The organism is Paenibacillus sp. JGP012 (genome assembly GCF_014203995.1).
Lineage (GTDB): Bacteria > Bacillota > Bacilli > Paenibacillales > Paenibacillaceae > Paenibacillus > Paenibacillus silvae.
Map to the genome: position 1 here is coordinate 153,358 of NZ_JACHKG010000008.1, position 15,877 is coordinate 169,234.

The following is a 15,877-nucleotide window of genomic DNA, read 5'->3' on the forward strand; positions in this document are numbered from 1 at the left end:
AATAAGATGATAAGTTGTATGAACCATGACCATGATAAAAATGTGAGTATATCGATCAACATACGTTTAAGTAAATTAAGGTGAGAATTATTAACGGAGGTGCACCCGCATGGCAGGCAATCGGGACAAGTCCATTACAGAGCAAATTCATCAAATTAAAAATCAATTGGTTGATAAAGGTTATAAGTTAACGCAGCAGCGTGAAGTGACAGTACGTGTGCTGCTTGAACATGAGAAGGATCATTTCAGCGCAGAGGAAGTATTTTTGCTGGTCAAGGAGAAGTTCCCGGAGATCGGGCTTGCAACCGTCTATCGAACACTGGAGCTGCTGAGTGACCTTCAGGTTGTTGAGAAAATTAATTTTGGGGATGGAGCGGCTCGTTTCGACCTGCGCAGCACAGACGGCTCTCATCATCATCACCATCTGATCTGTACCGAATGTGGAAGTGTCGAGGAAATTATGGAAGATGGGCTGCTTAAACTGGAGCAGCAGGTGCTGCTCCAGTATGGATTTGCGGTCACAGATCATCGGCTTGATTTTCAGGGAGTCTGCAAAGAATGCAGAGAAAAACATAAGCTGGATGAGCAAGCGGCTGGATAATTCATTTCCGGTAGGTGATCTTGAATCCAAAATCTGATATAATAAGTTTCAGAAGCAAGGGGCTTCCGTCGGCGGAAGGCCCCTTTTTGCCGTCATACAAGGCGGTGAAGGAGGAGAGATGGACGGATGAAGACACTGGTTATCGCGGAGAAACCCGACATGGGTCGAACCATTGCCGCCGTCATAGAACCAAAAGCCAAAAATAATCGGACATATCTGGAAGGTGAGCATTATATCATCACCTGGGCGATTGGACATTTGCTCGGATTGGCTGAACCGGATGCCTATGATTCGAAGTACAAGCGCTGGAACATTGCGGACCTGCCGATCATCCCGGAGCAATTCAAAATTGTGCCCAATCCACGGACAAAGGACCAGCTCAAAACGATCGGGGAACTTGCAAAGCGGGCTTCTTCTATCGTGAATGCTTGCGATGCCGGGCGGGAAGGGCAGTATATTTTTGCCCTCATTCAGCAACAGTTGAAGCTGCGCCAGCCTGTCAAACGTTTATGGATATCGGACTTAACGGCCGAGAGCATTCGGCGTGGATTTGACGGGCTTAAAGATGCATCTGAATTTGAAAATCTGACACATGCAGCTCGTGCGCGAAGTGAAGCGGACTGGCTGATTGGCATGAACGCCTCCAGGGCGTTCACGACAAGGCATAATGCTCTTTTGTCTGTAGGTCGTGTGCAGACACCTGTGCTCGCGCTGATCTACGATCGGGAGATCGAGATTGAGGCTTTTCAATCACAGACGTTCTATGAAGTAGCAGCCTGGTTTCGACAGGAGGGTGTCGAGTATCGGGGGGTACGTCAAGGCGACAAGCTTACGGATGCTGAAGCAGCAGAGGCCATAGCGGTCAGCGTGAAGGGCAAGACAGGGCACATCGTGAAATATGAAGCCAAACAAACGAAGGAGTATCCGTATCGGCTGTATGACCTTACTCTTTTGCAGCGGGAGGCGAATGCGAAGTATGGTTACGGGGCCAAAAAAACACTGGATATCGCGCAGGCGTTATATGAAAAACATAAAGTCATTTCGTATCCGCGTACCAATTCCAACTATGTGACGGAGCAGAACATCGAAGGCATGTACAAAACGTTGCAGCTGCTCAAAAATGGAACCTACAGCGAGCTGGCATTGGGTGCAAAGCCTGAGCTGGTGCACAAGAACAATAAAGGGGTCTGCAACCCGACCAAGGTGGAGGATCACCATGCGATTCTGCCAACGTTGAAACGCCCGGGAACGCTGTCCAAGGATGAACAAAACATTTACGATCTGATTGTGCGACGTTTTTTGTCTCATTTCTATCCACCAGCGGAGTACAAGCAGCATACCGTGCTGACGGAAGTTGAAAAGCATGAGTTCAAAACGTCTGTCAAAGAGCTGTTGTCGCTTGGCTGGAAAGTCGTCCTGGGTTCCAATGATTCGGAGCAAGGGGCTTCGGGCAAGAAAAAAAGCAAAAAAAACGGCAATGAAGAAGAGGACGCCGAGGAGTGGACGGACAAAGCGTTTGCCGTACAGCCTGACTTGCCTGTTCATTGTACAAAGAGTGAGTTTAAAGAGAAAGCAACCCAGCCGCCCAAAAGTTATACGGAGGGAACGCTGCTCAAGGCGATGGAGAGTGCAGGCAAACAGATCGAGAATGAAGAGCTGCGGGATGCGATGAAGGACAGCGGTCTGGGTACCCCGGCGACACGTGCCGCAACGATTGAGCGACTCAAAAATGTAGGCTATATCACGATGCAGGGGAAAAAGATGCAGTTGACTCTGAAAGGGAGAACAGCCATCGAGCTAATTCGTCGTGCAGGTGTAGATTTGCTGACTTCCCCTGAGATGACCGGGCAGTGGGAGCGCCGATTGCACCAGATTTCCAAAGGTGAGGCAGGACAGGACAAGTTCATGGAAAACGTCAAAAAATTTACGTTGTCCATTATTGAGAAGGTGCGTGTTCAGACTCCGGCTGCGGCCAATGCTTTTGGTGAAGATACACGTGGAGGTAAGGGCAGGGGAAAAGGGAATTCGGCTCGCAAGTCATCGGCAGCAAACACTTCCACGAATCGTGCCGGTTCCAGGAAAGCTTCCGCAGCCAGCACAAGCTCAAGTACACAAACGGCTGTACGAACAAGCGCTTCACCGCAATCAGGTGTGAGAGAGGTTCTTGCTTCATGCCCTTCTCCCGGGTGCAGCGGGCAAATCATAGAAGGCAAGAAGGGGTATGGCTGTTCTCGTTTCAAAGAAGGCTGTACGTTTGTCATCTGGAAAGAGTATGCGGGTAAAAAGATTACAAGCAGCATGTTGAAGTCGTTAGTGGAGAAGGGCAGCACGCAGGTGCTCTCGTTCAAACGCAAGGACGGCAGCACGGTGAAGGCACGTATCATTTTGAAGAATGCTGCGACGGGCGAGTTATCAGGGGAGAAGCAGGAAACCTGAAAAATCCTGAAAATCTGAAAATCTGAAAATCCCGTCCGTATACACAATGAAAAAGAAACCCGTGTTTCCGGTGAAATGTCCTCAGGCAAAGGATGCATTCGCCAGAAAGCAGGGTTTCTTGTCATTTGCAGAACCCATTAACCATGGGTTCTTTGCTTCTGCTGCTGTTGTATATTTTCATGAATCACTTTAGGGACCTCTTCCAGCGCAGTGATCGTATACATGGAGGTTTCGGGATTTGGCTGCAGCTCAACGATATTATACTGCCATTCATTGGGCTGTTTAATGTAAATGCTGTGGATTCCGGCATTCACGGCAGGCATAATGTCTGTGCGAAGCGAGTTGCCGATCATCCAGGTTGCACGCCGGTCGAATGTGCCGCTCGCGAGAATACCCTCAAGTGCTTCGATATTTTTGTGCTGACGAATATAAATGCGGTCATCAAAATAAATGGAAAGCTTCATCTGATCAATTTTACGCTGCTGAATCACCGTTTCCCCGCCAGTGTACAGATAGAGCGAATGTCCAGCGGACTTCAGGTCTTCTAACGTTTCTACCATATGGGGGTAAGGTTCAACTTCCTGTGTGTATACACTGATGCCCAGCTTGCTCAGGTATGTTTCTTCTTTGGTTGAAGTAGGCCGGGCATACTTTTTGGAAAAGTAACGATACGTATCAATCAGGGACTGTGGAAAATGGTGGCTTGCGAACCCGACCTTGTTTACACCAGTCACGTCTATTTCAAGCTGTTTCTCCCGAATCTGCTGTGTGGTCAGGGGATGTCCATCAAACCATTGCATCATGTTCTCAAAGAACTCTCCCAGAACCAGATTAAAGTATTTATTACAATACACAAGGGTATCATCGAGATCAAACAAAATATGTTGTTTAATTAAAGCCATAGTTACTCACTCCTTGCAGCCGGCAAACTTCTCTTGCTCACATCATTCAGATGCGAATATAGGATTCCAGAAACATATTTAATTCAGATACGCCGTCCGGCCGAATGCTGTATTTTTCTTTACGATTGCTTCCAAGCAGATGCGTACGCAGCAGACCTGCAATACGAAGGGCCATGACCTGATCTTTCACAGGGTCTTCATCTTTGCCAAGCTCTTCACACATCTCTGCAAGCGACTTGGGCTCGTCCGATACATATCTTAACAGGCGAAGTCTTTCGGGATCTGCCAACGCATGCGTGAATCGAAGCAAACATGTTGGCGGCTCGTCCTCGCTCTCCTCGGGTGTATCTACAGGATACTGTATAATCATCATGCCTTCATAGAAACAGTACATGTTAATTGGACGGTTATGCACGGTCGGGAACAGAATAACTTCGTTAAGTCCGGGCATCGGTTCGACGATTACGCCTGCTGTGGCATATTCAATTAATAATTCAGGCCCCATCTTTTCAAGCAAAATACGTTTTTCTTCAGCGTCTTCTTCAAGCCATACACGATGATCCTCGCTTATATTCTGGCAGTAATGCTGATCCCATAGTCGCAATAATGGGACATAGCTGTTCCGAATACGCGTGGATTCTTCCATTGTAAGCTCAGGCATTAAAGGAGATACGCGTGCAAACAATTCTTCTGCTGAAAGTTCAGAGAGCATATTCAGAAAGTCCTGGTTTTCCGAGGTTGTATTCTGATAAGCTGCCCATGCAAACAGAACATCGAAATCGTCAAAGGGCCACGTTGCGGCTGGTGCAAGTGCGGCTCTCACATTGGAGCTTAGCTTGCCTTCAACGTCCTGAATCCATTCAGGACCAATGTCCAAGTGCTGAATCCATTTCTTAGTAACATAGACCAGAAAGCTGTTAAGCATCTCATATATCGGTGAGACATCAATTTTAACGTGATAAGCCATAATGATGCAGAATCCTCCCGTCACATCTAGATATACACAGCGACTTATGTACTATTATGGCTTGTTTTGCAGGGCGTTGTCCACTATAATGTTCAAGTTCGGGGTTATATAGCGACACAATCGTTAAAGTATACACCTATATAAAGACAGACTAAAGATCGTCAGCGATGGCGATTTTTCTTTGTTTGCGCTTGCAGGAGGAATAAATTATTGTGACATCCCTATTCAAATCTAAAATATCACCTTCCACATTAAACTATTTGATCCTGATTACAGTGATTGTTGCAGCAGGAGTCAGCCAAGGGCTGTTGCTGCCTGTGCTATCCATTTTCCTGGAGCAGCAGGGCGTTTCCCCCGGGGTGAATGGGCTAAATGCTGCAGCGCTCTATGTGGGCTCCTTTGCCATGACACTGGTTGCCGAGCGTCTGCTTGGGGCATTGGGATTTAAAAAGCTGATTGTTGGCGGTTTGATTTTGGTCATGCTGCCTTTACTGTTGTTTCCTTACTTTCCTGGACTGAAAATATGGTTTGTGCTTCGCCTGATTGTTGGCATTGGAGATAGTGCCTTGCATTATGCTGCCCAGCTATGGGTGCTGCTGGTCACGGCACCTGAGAAGCGGGGGCGGTACATATCGCTATATGGTATGTCTTATGGACTGGGCTTCAGTATTGGCCCGCTAGGAATTAAACTGCTCACGTTCGGTGATGCTGTTCCGTTTCTGGTGCTGTTTGCAGGTATGGCCGCAGTGCTTGTTCTGGTCATGCTGAAGCTGCCAGATACCAGGCCAGAAAAAGCAGAGCATGGTCATTTGCCAGAACGGCGTTTTCGCCGTAGCTTCGCCTGGGCATGGTATGCCTTGCTGCCGGCACTATTATACGGTTATATGGAGGCTGGCATGAACAGCAATTTCCCGGTGTATGGGCTCCGAATCGGATATGATGCAAACGAGATTTCTTCCTTGCTTCCTTTTATAGGCATCGGAGGATTGTTTCTTCAGCTTCCGCTTGGCATGTTAAGTGACCGATATGGTCGAAAACATGTTCTGATGACAGCCGGTATAGGAGGAGGCCTTGCGTTTATGCTAGTTCCTTTTGTAGGCACGCATTTTTGGTTAACGCTTATACTCATACTCATTGCGGGCGGGCTTGTCGGTTCCTTTTTTTCTCTCGGTCTGGCGTATGCCGCAGATATTTTGCCGAAAGCCTTGCTGCCAGCAGCTAATGTAGTCGCCTCATTTCATTTTACGATCGGAAGCATCGTTGGCCCCAATCTGGGAGGGCAGCTGATTAATTGGGTGTCCCCTGGCAGCATGTTTACGATGCTTGGCTGCCTTTATATCATTTTTGGCATCACGGGTGTATTATTTCAGCGTAAACGTGAAGCGGAATTTGTGTTAAAATAGAAGCGGGTGTTCGCATGGAAATTGATGTCCATTTCCGAGTACACTAGTAGCAGGGAAAAACATGGACAAGAGGAGACATCGCGATGATCAGAGTGGAGAACTTGAGTAAATCCGTTGGAGTGGATCGTATTCCCATCCTGCGTGATATTCGTTTTGATATGCAGCAAGGAGAGATGATTGCGGTGGTCGGCTCCAGCGGGAGCGGCAAAAGCATGCTGCTGAAATGTTTGGCGATGAAAGAAAAGTGGGATTCCGGCAGTTTCACGGTCGATGGCATCGATATTTTGAAAGAGGGCTGGTCCGGTAAACAGAAAATCAGAAGAGAATGGGCATACTTGGAGCAGAACCCGCAGTTGTATCCGAGAAAAACGGCGCTTAAAAACGTACTTATTGGACGTTTTGGTCAGACGCCGTTATGGAGGATGGCAACAGGCATGGTGCGTTCAGACGACTACATGGGAGCGATGGATCATCTCGAAGGCCTTGGTCTCTTGGACAAGGCTCATCAGACTGCCGAGAAGATGAGCGGCGGAGAGAAACAGCGTGTTGCCATTGCACGTGCTCTTGCACACGGGGCCAAGGTTGTTCTGGCGGATGAACCGGTCATCGGGCTTGATCCCCACACCGCTGACGCCGTACTGGAGACTTTGCGCAAATTATGTGAAGAGGAACGAGCCACCATAATTACCGTGCTTCCGATTGAACTCGCGGAGAAGCATGCTTCACGAATCTGGGGCATTGCGGAAGGCCGGATTGTGTTTGATATACGCGGACGCAGATTGACACAGCAGGAAAAAAATCAGATTTAACCGATATAAATGAAAAGAGTGATGAGATTGCTTAATTCGCGTTGGGGGCGCTGCGTAGCAGCAGGTTCAATGGCTGTTCTGCTTGGAGCGGTGCTGAGTGGCTGTACAGTAATTAGCGACCCCAAGCTTCTGATGAAGCCGCCGATGATGTCTACGGACAAAGAGAAGCTGTATAATATTGTGCAAAAGGAAACTCCGCCCGAAAGCAAGCTGATTCGTCCTAAGGACATGAGCAACACGAGCATGATTCGTGTCGAGGACCTGAATGGCGACGGTATTCGCGAGGCGAGTGTTTTCTATGAGACGCCGAATGAAAATGTGCGTATCCATGGCATGATTTTGGAGGAGCAGGGTGGCTCCTGGGTCAAAAAACTGACGTTTGATGTACCGGGTAACGAACTGGAATCTTTTAAAGTAATGGATATTACGAATGATGGCAATCCCGACATCGTGGTGGGAGTCAGCCTGCAGGATCAGAAAGCCTTGACGGCTTATTCCTACAAGGGAGGCGTTCTGGAGCAGGTACTGGGTGGCGTTCCATATAATCAGGTGATTATTGATGATATGCAGGGCGATGCGCTTGATTTAAGCGGTGACGGCAAAAGTGATTTTGTCGTTGTTTCGTTGAATGCCAGTGGATTCGCCACGATTGCTTTGTACCAGTATCAGGACGACAGCTTTAAGGAAATAGACAAGGTTGTTACGGACTATACGGTGAAAGAAGTATACAATGCTCTAGGCGGCGAGATTACTGACGGAAAAATGGGCATCGTGCTGGATGCAGACCTCGATGATCGCAGTTCCTTCACACAAATTATGTATGTTCAGGACAACAAACTCGTCAGCGCTTTTAAATCACCGGATCAAACGTACAGAGATGACAAAATTTTAAGCGGTGATGTGAATAATGATGGTATTATTGAGTTTGGATTAAAAGAAACACCAAAGGGCTGGGAGCATTACGTGTTTGATTCACGCATGTGGTTCTATACGTTCTACCAGTGGGATGGCAAAGAGGGCAAGAAGTTTGTGTCGTTCCAGTTCCGGGATGATGCAGACCTGTTCCATCTGAACCTGAAGCCGGAATGGTACGGCAAGATCACAATTGACACCAAATCGGAGAAGGAAAAATATATCCGGTTCAAAATGATCAAAACGGATGAAACCGTGGCCGAGGTCAAATATTTTACATTTTCACAGTGGGATCTTGAAAAGGGGAAAAGCTGGAAGGAAATTACGCGAACGAAAGATCGGGTAATTGCATCACGTGTTGCACAAGCGGAGGCGGGCAAGGATGCATTAAGTAAAACTTCTCAGCTGAATAGAAAGGAAGAACTTAATGAGTAAAGTACTTATTCTTGAGGATGAGGAATCCATCCGTAGTTTTATCGTCATTAACTTGAAAAGAAACGGATTTGAAGTGCTGGAAGCCGGGGATGGGCATGAAGCGCTGCGCATTCTACAATCCGTTCCGGATATTGATCTGGCGCTGCTGGACGTTATGGTGCCGGGAATTGACGGGTTTGAAGTATGCAGACGCATTCGTGAAACGAACGAACGGCTTGGCATTATTTTTCTGACGGCAAAGGTTCAGGAACAGGATAAAGTATACGCTCTGTCAGTCGGGGCAGATGATCACGTAAGCAAACCGTTCAGTCCGACCGAGCTGATTGCACGTATTCAATCCTTGCTGCGCCGGGTCAACGTACATCGCGAAACCGCCGCCAAGGTAACGTTCCAATCCGGACCGTTCTCTCTGGATTTAATCTCCAAACAGTTTAAAAAGAATAATGAAGCGATCGAGCTGACGCCTACAGAGTTCTCTTTAATACAGTTCTTCCTTGAAAAAGAAAATACGCCGCTGAGCCGGGATCTGCTGCTGGATCACGTATGGGGCAAAGAGTACATGGGTGATCCTAAAATTGTGGATGTTAACATCCGTCGTCTGCGTCAAAAAATCGAGAACAATCCTTCCGAGCCTGAATACCTGCAAACTGTATGGGGTCACGGGTACAAATGGAAGGGCCGGGATCAATGATAAAAAAAGGTATTACGCGGCAGATTGTGCTGCATTATTTTATTGTAGTATTTCTCGCACTCGTACTGGTTGAATTTGTATTTATGCTGGCCGTGCAGCGGTTTTATTACGAGAGTATCTACAATACGATTAGCACCCACATCACCAACAACAGAGATTTTCTTGAGCCGATTGCCAGAGCGAACAATGGGGAGGACGGCAATAACAATTTGTCCACACTGCTCGTTCGCCTTGCGTTAGACAACACGGAGCTGGAGATTCTGGATCTGAACGGGCGGGTGTTAGCAAGTTCGACAGCATTTGAATCAGATCGGGCAGTACTGCAGACAAGTGATATTATGCAGGCGCTGAACGGCGATATGGGACGCTGGATCGGCAGGCAGCCGAATACGGGTGAATCGGTCATGGCGGTGGCTAACAAATTCGATCTGGGCGGGGAGAACACTTACATTGTGCGTTATCTGACCTCTCTGGAATCAGTCAACTCGAAGCTGCTCGTCATGGGACTGCTGGCTATTGCGGTCGGTGTTGGCGTACTTGCCATCGTGTTAATTATCAGTATAGGTATGGCTAACTCGATTGTACGTCCAATCAACAGCATTACAGCGGTATCCGCACAGATGGCGAAAGGCAGACTGGATGTGCGAGTCAAGGGCAATTACAAACACGAACTCGGCGAACTCGCTTCAACGCTGAATTTCATGGCCCATGAGATTGTGCGCAGTAACCAGATCAAGGATGACTTTATTTCCTCCATATCACATGAACTGCGAACGCCGCTGACCAGTATCAAGGGATGGAGTGAGACACTCGACTCGGGCGGGTATGACCCGGAAGAAACACGCATTGGTATGGGAATCATCGCCAAGGAAACCGAGCGGTTGATTGGGCTTGTGGAGGAAATGCTTGATTTCTCCAAGCTGCAGCAAAATCAGATGAAGCTGGTTAAAGGTACAGTGAATATCCGTGAGATTGTACAGGAGACAATGCTGAATGTTTGGGCCAAAGCAGAGCAAAAGCAGGTTCATCTGAAGCTGGAGACGGATGAGACGCGTGCCTACAATGTGTATGGCGACGGGAATCGTCTGAAACAGGTCTTTCTGAATATCGTGGACAATGCGATCAAGTTCTCGCATGAGAATTCCTGGATCTTTCTGTCTGTCAGAGAGGAGAACGGGCAGATTGTTGCTTCCGTTCAGGATACGGGTATCGGTATTAGCGAGGAGCATTTGATCAAGGTAAGAGATCGCTTTTTTCAGGTCAACCATCAAAATGGTGGAACCGGGCTTGGGCTTGCCATCACACAAGAACTTGTGGAGCTTCATGAGGGTACCATTACGATGCAAAGCGAGCTTGGATCAGGAACAACGGTTACGGTAACCTTGCCTATGCTTAACGAGGAGAATTCGCTGGCTGAACAAAATGTGACAAGTACAGAGCCGGAAGTGAAGCCTGAATCGGGCAATGCTCTTGCTCAGTCGGAGCAGCAGCGTTCAGTTCAAGATTGGTCTGGTCAAGAGAAGAAATGATCATTGTGGGTTAATCTTACTTACCAGGATGATATAGTGAAAAACGAAAGGCGAGCCGTCATGGCTCGCCTTTTTATCATATCGCATGTTCTTAAGTTGTTATTTATGTTTGAATCCTTTAAATCCATACATTATGAGGATAATCCACCTGTACGGAGACGACCGCTTTTTTCGTAAACTTCTTTCAGTATACGCACCGGCTGTGTGCGAACAGCTGGTTTAGGTGCTACGACTTCATTTGGTCCAACAACAACAATTTCATCAGCTGTACCTTTAACAATGGCACCATCCTTGATGATCGCTCCTTCACCGATAATGGCACGTTCAATATGAACGCCGCGGCCTACGCGTGCATTTGGCATAATAACACTGTCAAGCACTTCGGAGCCTTTGCCAACTTCTGCACCACAGAAAATGACGGAGCGCTCTGCACGACCTTCAATGGCACATGAGTCGTGAACCATAGAGGAGATATGCTCCACTTGTGGTTGTCTTGTTTTGATTGCACTCGGTTTAGAGCGCCATTCACGGGTAAACATCGGCCAGTCTTCTCGCTGCAGGCTCCAGTTCTCCTCGTTGTACAGCAGATCCATATGTGCATCCCAAAGACTTTTCACCGTACCCACGTCTTTCCAATATCCATCAAAGTTGTAAACGTAAAGAGAGTTTGTTTCTTTTAACATCTGCGGGATGACATCCTTGCCAAAATCATGACTTGAGTTTGGATTCGCAGCATCTTCAAGCAGATGTCGTTTCAAATATTGCCAATTAAACATGTAAATGCCCATAGAAGCGAGGTTGCTTTTTGGTTCAGCAGGTTTCTCGGCAAATTCAGTTACGCGCAGATTTTCATCTGCGGCCATAATGCCAAAACGATGAGCTTCGTTCCACGGCACTTCCATAACGGAAATCGTCGCAGCAGCGTTGTTAGCCTGATGTGCCTCAAGCATCTCGCGATAGTTCATATGATATATGTGATCACCCGACAAAATCAGCACATTTTCGGGGTTTTGCTGGTCAATATAGTCCATATTTTTAAATATGGCATCCGCAGTTCCCAAGTATTCGTCATTTCCTGTATGATAAGATGGAAGCAAGGAGATTCCGGTCTTTTTTGAATCACCATGTGACCACGGTTCTCCTTGACCAATGTGTTCGTGCAACGATTCCGCTTGGTACTGCGTCAGAACTCCTACAGTGTCGATTCCTGAGTTAACGCAGTTACTGAGAGGAAAATCGATGATACGGTAGTGCCCGCCAAACGGTACAGCGGGTTTTGCAATTCTCGAGGTTAAAGGAGCTAATCGCTTTCCTTCTCCTCCCGCCAACAGCATAGCGATGCAATCTTTATTAAACATGATCGTTTCCCTCCCAAAATATTTGTGCATTGTAGTACATTAGTAAACGAAAGCAGGGCCTGTGAAACTATTGTTATTGTAAAAATTCTGAAAAACTACATCATTTTTTTAAATAACGCATTTTTCTTTTCAACTTGGCTAAAATGGGGTAATGGTTAGCGTTATATCTATTTTCTGCAGAAAAGAAGGTGATCTCTTGGCTATTCAACCGCTGACACATCCGGATATTTTGCCGGAGCATATTTATTTATTTCATGAAGGTAATCTTCATCACAGTTATCGAATGTTGGGCGCGCAGCCTGAGACTCGCGATCACCGTCAAGGGTTCCGCTTTACCGTGTGGGCACCAAACGCCGTAGAAGTTGGACTGGCTATGGACCGTAATGGGTGGAAGGGTGAAATGGAACCATTATATAAGATACCCGAATCAGGATTTTGGAGTCGTTTTTTTCCGGGAATTGAAGAAGGTACTTTATACAAATTTCGCATTTTAACGGAAGACGGCACCGAAATGCTCAAAGCCGACCCTTATGCATTCCAGGCCGAGGTACGCCCTCAAACGGCATCTGTTACAAGTTCGATCCAAGGCTACAAATGGAATGACGGTGCGTGGAGACGCAAGCAGCGCACGATCTTCAATAAGCCTTTACATATTTATGAAATGCATCTGGGCACCTGGAAGCGGAAAGACGACGGAAGTTTATACAGCTATCGTGAGATGGCAGACTTGCTCGTTCCTTATTTATTGGAGATGAATTACACTCATGTCGAAATGATGCCGCTCAGTGAACATCCGTATGATCTGTCATGGGGATACCAAAACACCGGGTTTTACGCGCCAACCAGCCGTTATGGGCATCCAAAAGATCTGATGTATCTGGTGGATACTTTACATCAGGCGGGTATTGGCGTATTGCTGGATTGGGTGCCTGCTCATTTTGCCAAAGATGCACATGGTCTGCGTCTGTTCGACGGAACACAGCTGTATGAATACGCAGATCCGATGTTAGCCGAGAAGCCGGGATGGGGCACACTCAGCTTTGATTATTCCAAACCGGAGGTTCGTTCATTTCTCATCTCCAATGCATTGTATTGGCTGGAAATGTATCATTTTGACGGACTTCGGGTAGATGCGGTAACGAGCATGCTGAGACTTGATTTTGAAAAGCAGCCCGGTCAGTATCGTACCAATGATGAAGGCGGACTGGAAAACAAAGAAGCGGTAGCCTTTTTACAGCAATTAAATACTACGGTTTTTGAATATTTCCCCTATGCTTTAATGATGGCTGAAGAATCCAGTGCATGGCCGATGGTTACGATGCCGGTGGACAAAGGCGGTCTGGGCTTTAACTATAAGTGGAACATGGGCTGGATGAACGATACGTTGGACTACATGGAATCTGACTTTCATGAACGTGCTTCCAAACATCATTTGCTGACATTCCCGGTTGTATACTCCTTTTCTGAAAATTATGTGCTTCCTCTGTCTCATGACGAGGTGGTGCATGGTAAAAAGTCACTTCTGAACAAAATGCCAGGAAGTTATGAGCAGAAATTCGCGGGTATGCGCGCGTTTCTCGGTTATTTCATGACATTCCCGGGCAAAAAGCTGTTATTCATGGGCGGAGAGTTCGGCCAGTTCATCGAATGGAAAGATGAGGATCAACTGGACTGGTTTTTGCTCGATTATGACAGTCACCGCAGCCTGCACAGGTTTGCACGGGAGCTGTCTAATCTGTACATCCGTGAAAAAGCTTTGTGGGAGCTTGATCATTCCTTTGACGGTTATGAATGGATCACTCCGGATGATCAGGGCCAAAGTGTCATTTCATACGTACGCAAAGGAAAAAAACCTGCGGATACACTCCTGGTGCTCATTAATTTCCAGCCTGTCAAAAGGGAGCGTTACCGGATTGGCGTCATGCGTCCCGGTATGTATACCGAAGTTCTGAACAGTGATCATATTGATTACGGTGGTTCAGGGATAACTAATAATATGCAGTTGCCTACGCAAAAGATTCCTTTTCACGGGCATGGACACAGCCTGGAACTGGATTTGCCGCCGCTCAGCGTTGTCATTTTAAAGAAGATGACACGTCGGAAAACGGAGCCCAGCGCTGAAGGTAGCGCTTCCGTGAAATCGAAAAAAAATACAGAAAAAAAAGAGAAAATGACCAAAGTGAAAGCTATCCCGGAGGACAGCACGCTTAAACCGAAAAGGGGGACAAAAGCATGAACATTTTATTTGCCGCAGCGGAAGCACATCCGTTTATCAAAACAGGAGGACTGGCCGATGTCATTGGTGCTCTGCCTCAGGCCTTGAAAAAAAATGGAGCAGATGTACGTGTGATTTTGCCGAAGTATAAAGGTATTCCTGACGAATATAAACAGGCGATGAAACCTGTGCTTGTAACGGATATTCCACTGGGGTGGCGCAGACCTTATTGCGGGATTGAAATGTTGGAGCATGATGGAATTCCGGTCTACTTTGTAGATAATGAGTATTATTTTGCAAGGGACGGGGTTTATGGATATATGGATGATGGTGAGCGGTTTGCATTTTTTAATCGTGCTGTGCTGGAGGTGCTGCCGCAGCTCGGCTTCAAGCCAGATGTTCTGCACACGCATGACTGGCATGCGGGCATGATCCCTCTGCTTTTGAAGGCACATTATGCCCACGATTCGTTCTATAGTGAGATGCGAACGGTGTTCACTATACATAATTTGCTGTATCAAGGTGTGTTCCCGCACGAATTGTTTAGTGAGATTATGGAGCTGAATGACCGTTATTTCACGATGGATGGTGCCGAGTATTACGGAAATGTGAATTTTCTAAAAGCAGGCATAGTGTTCTCGGATCATGTGACTACCGTAAGCCCGACATACGCAAGAGAGGTACAGACTTCACATTACGGATACGGTCTCGATGGACTGCTCAGCTCATTGGGAGACCGTTTTAGTGGCATAGTGAACGGGATTGATACCAAAAGTTATAACCCGGCAACCGATAATAAAATTGCTGTTAAATACAGAACCAGCCTGTCCAAAAAGGTTGAAAATAAAATCGAGCTGCAAAAGGAACTGGGGCTTCCTGTTCGCCCGGATGCTCCTCTGATGGTGATGGTGACAAGACTTGTGGATTCAAAGGGTCTGGATCTCGTATGTCGTGTGCTGGATGAACTGCTTTATTATGATGATATTCAATTTGCGGTGCTGGGAACTGGAGATGAAGCATACGAGCATTGGTTCCGGGAAGCGGCCAATCGGTATCCTCTCAAAATGTCTGCGCAAATTACGTTTAACGATGGTTTGTCTCGCCGCTTCTACGCAGGCAGTGATATTTTCCTGATGCCATCAAAGTTTGAGCCATGTGGTATCAGCCAGCTGCTGGCACTGCGTTATGGCAGTGTACCGCTGGTAAGGGAAACTGGAGGACTAAACGATACAGTGCAGGCCTATAATGAGTTTACCGGGGAAGGGAACGGCTTTTCCTTTACGAATTTCAATGCCCACGACATGATGAACACCATTCGCCGTGCAGAGGAGTTCTATCGTCAGCCGGATCACTGGAAGAAGATTGTTAAAAATGCAATGGGTGGAGAGTACAGCTGGGATGTGTCAGCAGAGGAATACATGGAAATTTACCGTCGTATTCAGGTTTAGACCGTCTCGTTGGGCTTGTCTTGTTTATGCTCAGAGAGCTTAGTAATGCCGCAGTGTTGAAACTGCGGTTTTTCCATTTCACAGCATGTTTAGAGTGAGCTAGAGGTCTGTTTGACGAAGTCGGAATGGTGAAAATTGAAAAGAGTCAGCTTGAGATGAGAACAGCTGTGA

General features: G+C 47.0%; 12 protein-coding genes. 9 read left to right on the forward strand and 3 right to left on the reverse strand.

Annotated elements, in window-relative coordinates:
* The first annotated feature begins 109 nt into the window (after positions 1–109).
* The gene (gene fur, locus HNR77_RS12805) at positions 110–601 is read left to right on the forward strand and encodes a ferric iron uptake transcriptional regulator (RefSeq protein WP_221443823.1); all 492 of its coding nucleotides are present in this window, start codon (positions 110–112) and stop codon (positions 599–601) included.
* Positions 602–727: 126 nt separating this feature from the next.
* The gene (locus HNR77_RS12810) at positions 728–3,037 is read left to right on the forward strand and encodes a type IA DNA topoisomerase (RefSeq protein WP_184184602.1); all 2,310 of its coding nucleotides are present in this window, start codon (positions 728–730) and stop codon (positions 3,035–3,037) included.
* Positions 3,038–3,174: 137 nt separating this feature from the next.
* Here HNR77_RS12810 and HNR77_RS12815 read toward each other — a convergent pair whose 3' ends face one another.
* Both HNR77_RS12815 and HNR77_RS12820 read right to left on the reverse strand, forming a co-directional pair.
* Positions 3,175–3,939: an HAD family hydrolase gene (locus HNR77_RS12815; RefSeq protein ID WP_184184605.1), complete on the reverse strand. Its 765-nt coding sequence runs from the start codon at positions 3,937–3,939 to the stop codon at positions 3,175–3,177.
* Positions 3,940–3,985: 46 nt separating this feature from the next.
* Positions 3,986–4,906 carry an ArsR/SmtB family transcription factor gene (locus tag HNR77_RS12820; RefSeq protein WP_184184608.1) on the reverse strand — a complete coding sequence of 307 codons (921 nt, stop codon included), beginning with the start codon at positions 4,904–4,906 and terminating at the stop codon, positions 3,986–3,988.
* Positions 4,907–5,118: 212 nt separating this feature from the next.
* On the opposite strand from HNR77_RS12820, the gene HNR77_RS12825 reads away from it, so the two are divergent.
* The 5 genes from HNR77_RS12825 (at position 5,119) to HNR77_RS12845 (ending at position 10,685) form a co-directional block, all read left to right on the forward strand.
* Positions 5,119–6,309 (forward strand): MFS transporter, encoded by a 1,191-nt coding sequence (locus HNR77_RS12825; RefSeq protein WP_184184611.1) that lies wholly within the window; start codon positions 5,119–5,121, stop codon positions 6,307–6,309.
* 83 nt (positions 6,310–6,392) lie between these two features.
* A complete protein-coding gene (locus tag HNR77_RS12830; RefSeq protein ID WP_145401876.1) occupies positions 6,393–7,118 on the forward strand; it encodes a phosphonate ABC transporter ATP-binding protein in 726 nt (241 codons plus the stop codon).
* A gap of 27 nt (positions 7,119–7,145) precedes the next feature.
* Positions 7,146–8,465, forward strand: a complete 1,320-nt coding sequence (locus HNR77_RS12835; protein WP_184184614.1) for a hypothetical protein — start codon at positions 7,146–7,148, stop codon at positions 8,463–8,465.
* Positions 8,458–9,156, forward strand: a complete 699-nt coding sequence (locus HNR77_RS12840) for a response regulator transcription factor (RefSeq protein ID WP_090916668.1) — start codon at positions 8,458–8,460, stop codon at positions 9,154–9,156. The genes HNR77_RS12835 and HNR77_RS12840 overlap by 8 nt, the downstream gene beginning before the upstream one ends.
* Positions 9,153–10,685 carry a sensor histidine kinase gene (locus tag HNR77_RS12845; RefSeq protein ID WP_260410551.1) on the forward strand — a complete coding sequence of 511 codons (1,533 nt, stop codon included), beginning with the start codon at positions 9,153–9,155 and terminating at the stop codon, positions 10,683–10,685. The genes HNR77_RS12840 and HNR77_RS12845 overlap by 4 nt, the downstream gene beginning before the upstream one ends.
* 131 nt (positions 10,686–10,816) lie before the next feature.
* Here HNR77_RS12845 and HNR77_RS12850 read toward each other — a convergent pair whose 3' ends face one another.
* Complete coding sequence (locus tag HNR77_RS12850; protein ID WP_184184617.1) at positions 10,817–12,043, reverse strand: glucose-1-phosphate adenylyltransferase; 1,227 nt, start codon at positions 12,041–12,043, stop codon at positions 10,817–10,819.
* 196 nt (positions 12,044–12,239) lie between these two features.
* Here HNR77_RS12850 and glgB point away from each other — a divergent pair, with 196 nt between their 5' ends.
* Both glgB and glgA read left to right on the forward strand, forming a co-directional pair.
* The gene (glgB, locus tag HNR77_RS12855) at positions 12,240–14,279 is read left to right on the forward strand and encodes a 1,4-alpha-glucan branching protein GlgB (RefSeq protein WP_184184620.1); all 2,040 of its coding nucleotides are present in this window, start codon (positions 12,240–12,242) and stop codon (positions 14,277–14,279) included.
* On the forward strand, positions 14,276–15,706 hold the full coding sequence (glgA, locus tag HNR77_RS12860) for a glycogen synthase GlgA (protein ID WP_184184623.1): 1,431 nt from the start codon (positions 14,276–14,278) through the stop codon (positions 15,704–15,706). The genes glgB and glgA overlap by 4 nt, the downstream gene beginning before the upstream one ends.
* Positions 15,707–15,877: the final 171 nt, after the last annotated feature.

Excerpts from the sequence above, each read along its gene's own strand:
- HNR77_RS12830 (WP_145401876.1), top strand. The coding sequence starts at position 6,393 with ATGATCAGAGTGGAGAACTTGAGTAAATCCGTTGGAGTGGATCGTATT.
- HNR77_RS12815 (WP_184184605.1), bottom strand. The coding sequence starts at position 3,939 with ATGGCTTTAATTAAACAACATATTTTGTTTGATCTCGATGATACCCTT.
- HNR77_RS12810 (WP_184184602.1), top strand. The coding sequence starts at position 728 with ATGAAGACACTGGTTATCGCGGAGAAACCCGACATGGGTCGAACCATT.
- fur (WP_221443823.1), top strand. The coding sequence starts at position 110 with ATGGCAGGCAATCGGGACAAGTCCATTACAGAGCAAATTCATCAAATT.
- glgA (WP_184184623.1), top strand. The coding sequence starts at position 14,276 with ATGAACATTTTATTTGCCGCAGCGGAAGCACATCCGTTTATCAAAACA.
- HNR77_RS12845 (WP_260410551.1), top strand. The coding sequence starts at position 9,153 with ATGATAAAAAAAGGTATTACGCGGCAGATTGTGCTGCATTATTTTATT.
- HNR77_RS12840 (WP_090916668.1), top strand. The coding sequence starts at position 8,458 with ATGAGTAAAGTACTTATTCTTGAGGATGAGGAATCCATCCGTAGTTTT.
- HNR77_RS12820 (WP_184184608.1), bottom strand. The coding sequence starts at position 4,906 with ATGGCTTATCACGTTAAAATTGATGTCTCACCGATATATGAGATGCTT.
- HNR77_RS12850 (WP_184184617.1), bottom strand. The coding sequence starts at position 12,043 with ATGTTTAATAAAGATTGCATCGCTATGCTGTTGGCGGGAGGAGAAGGA.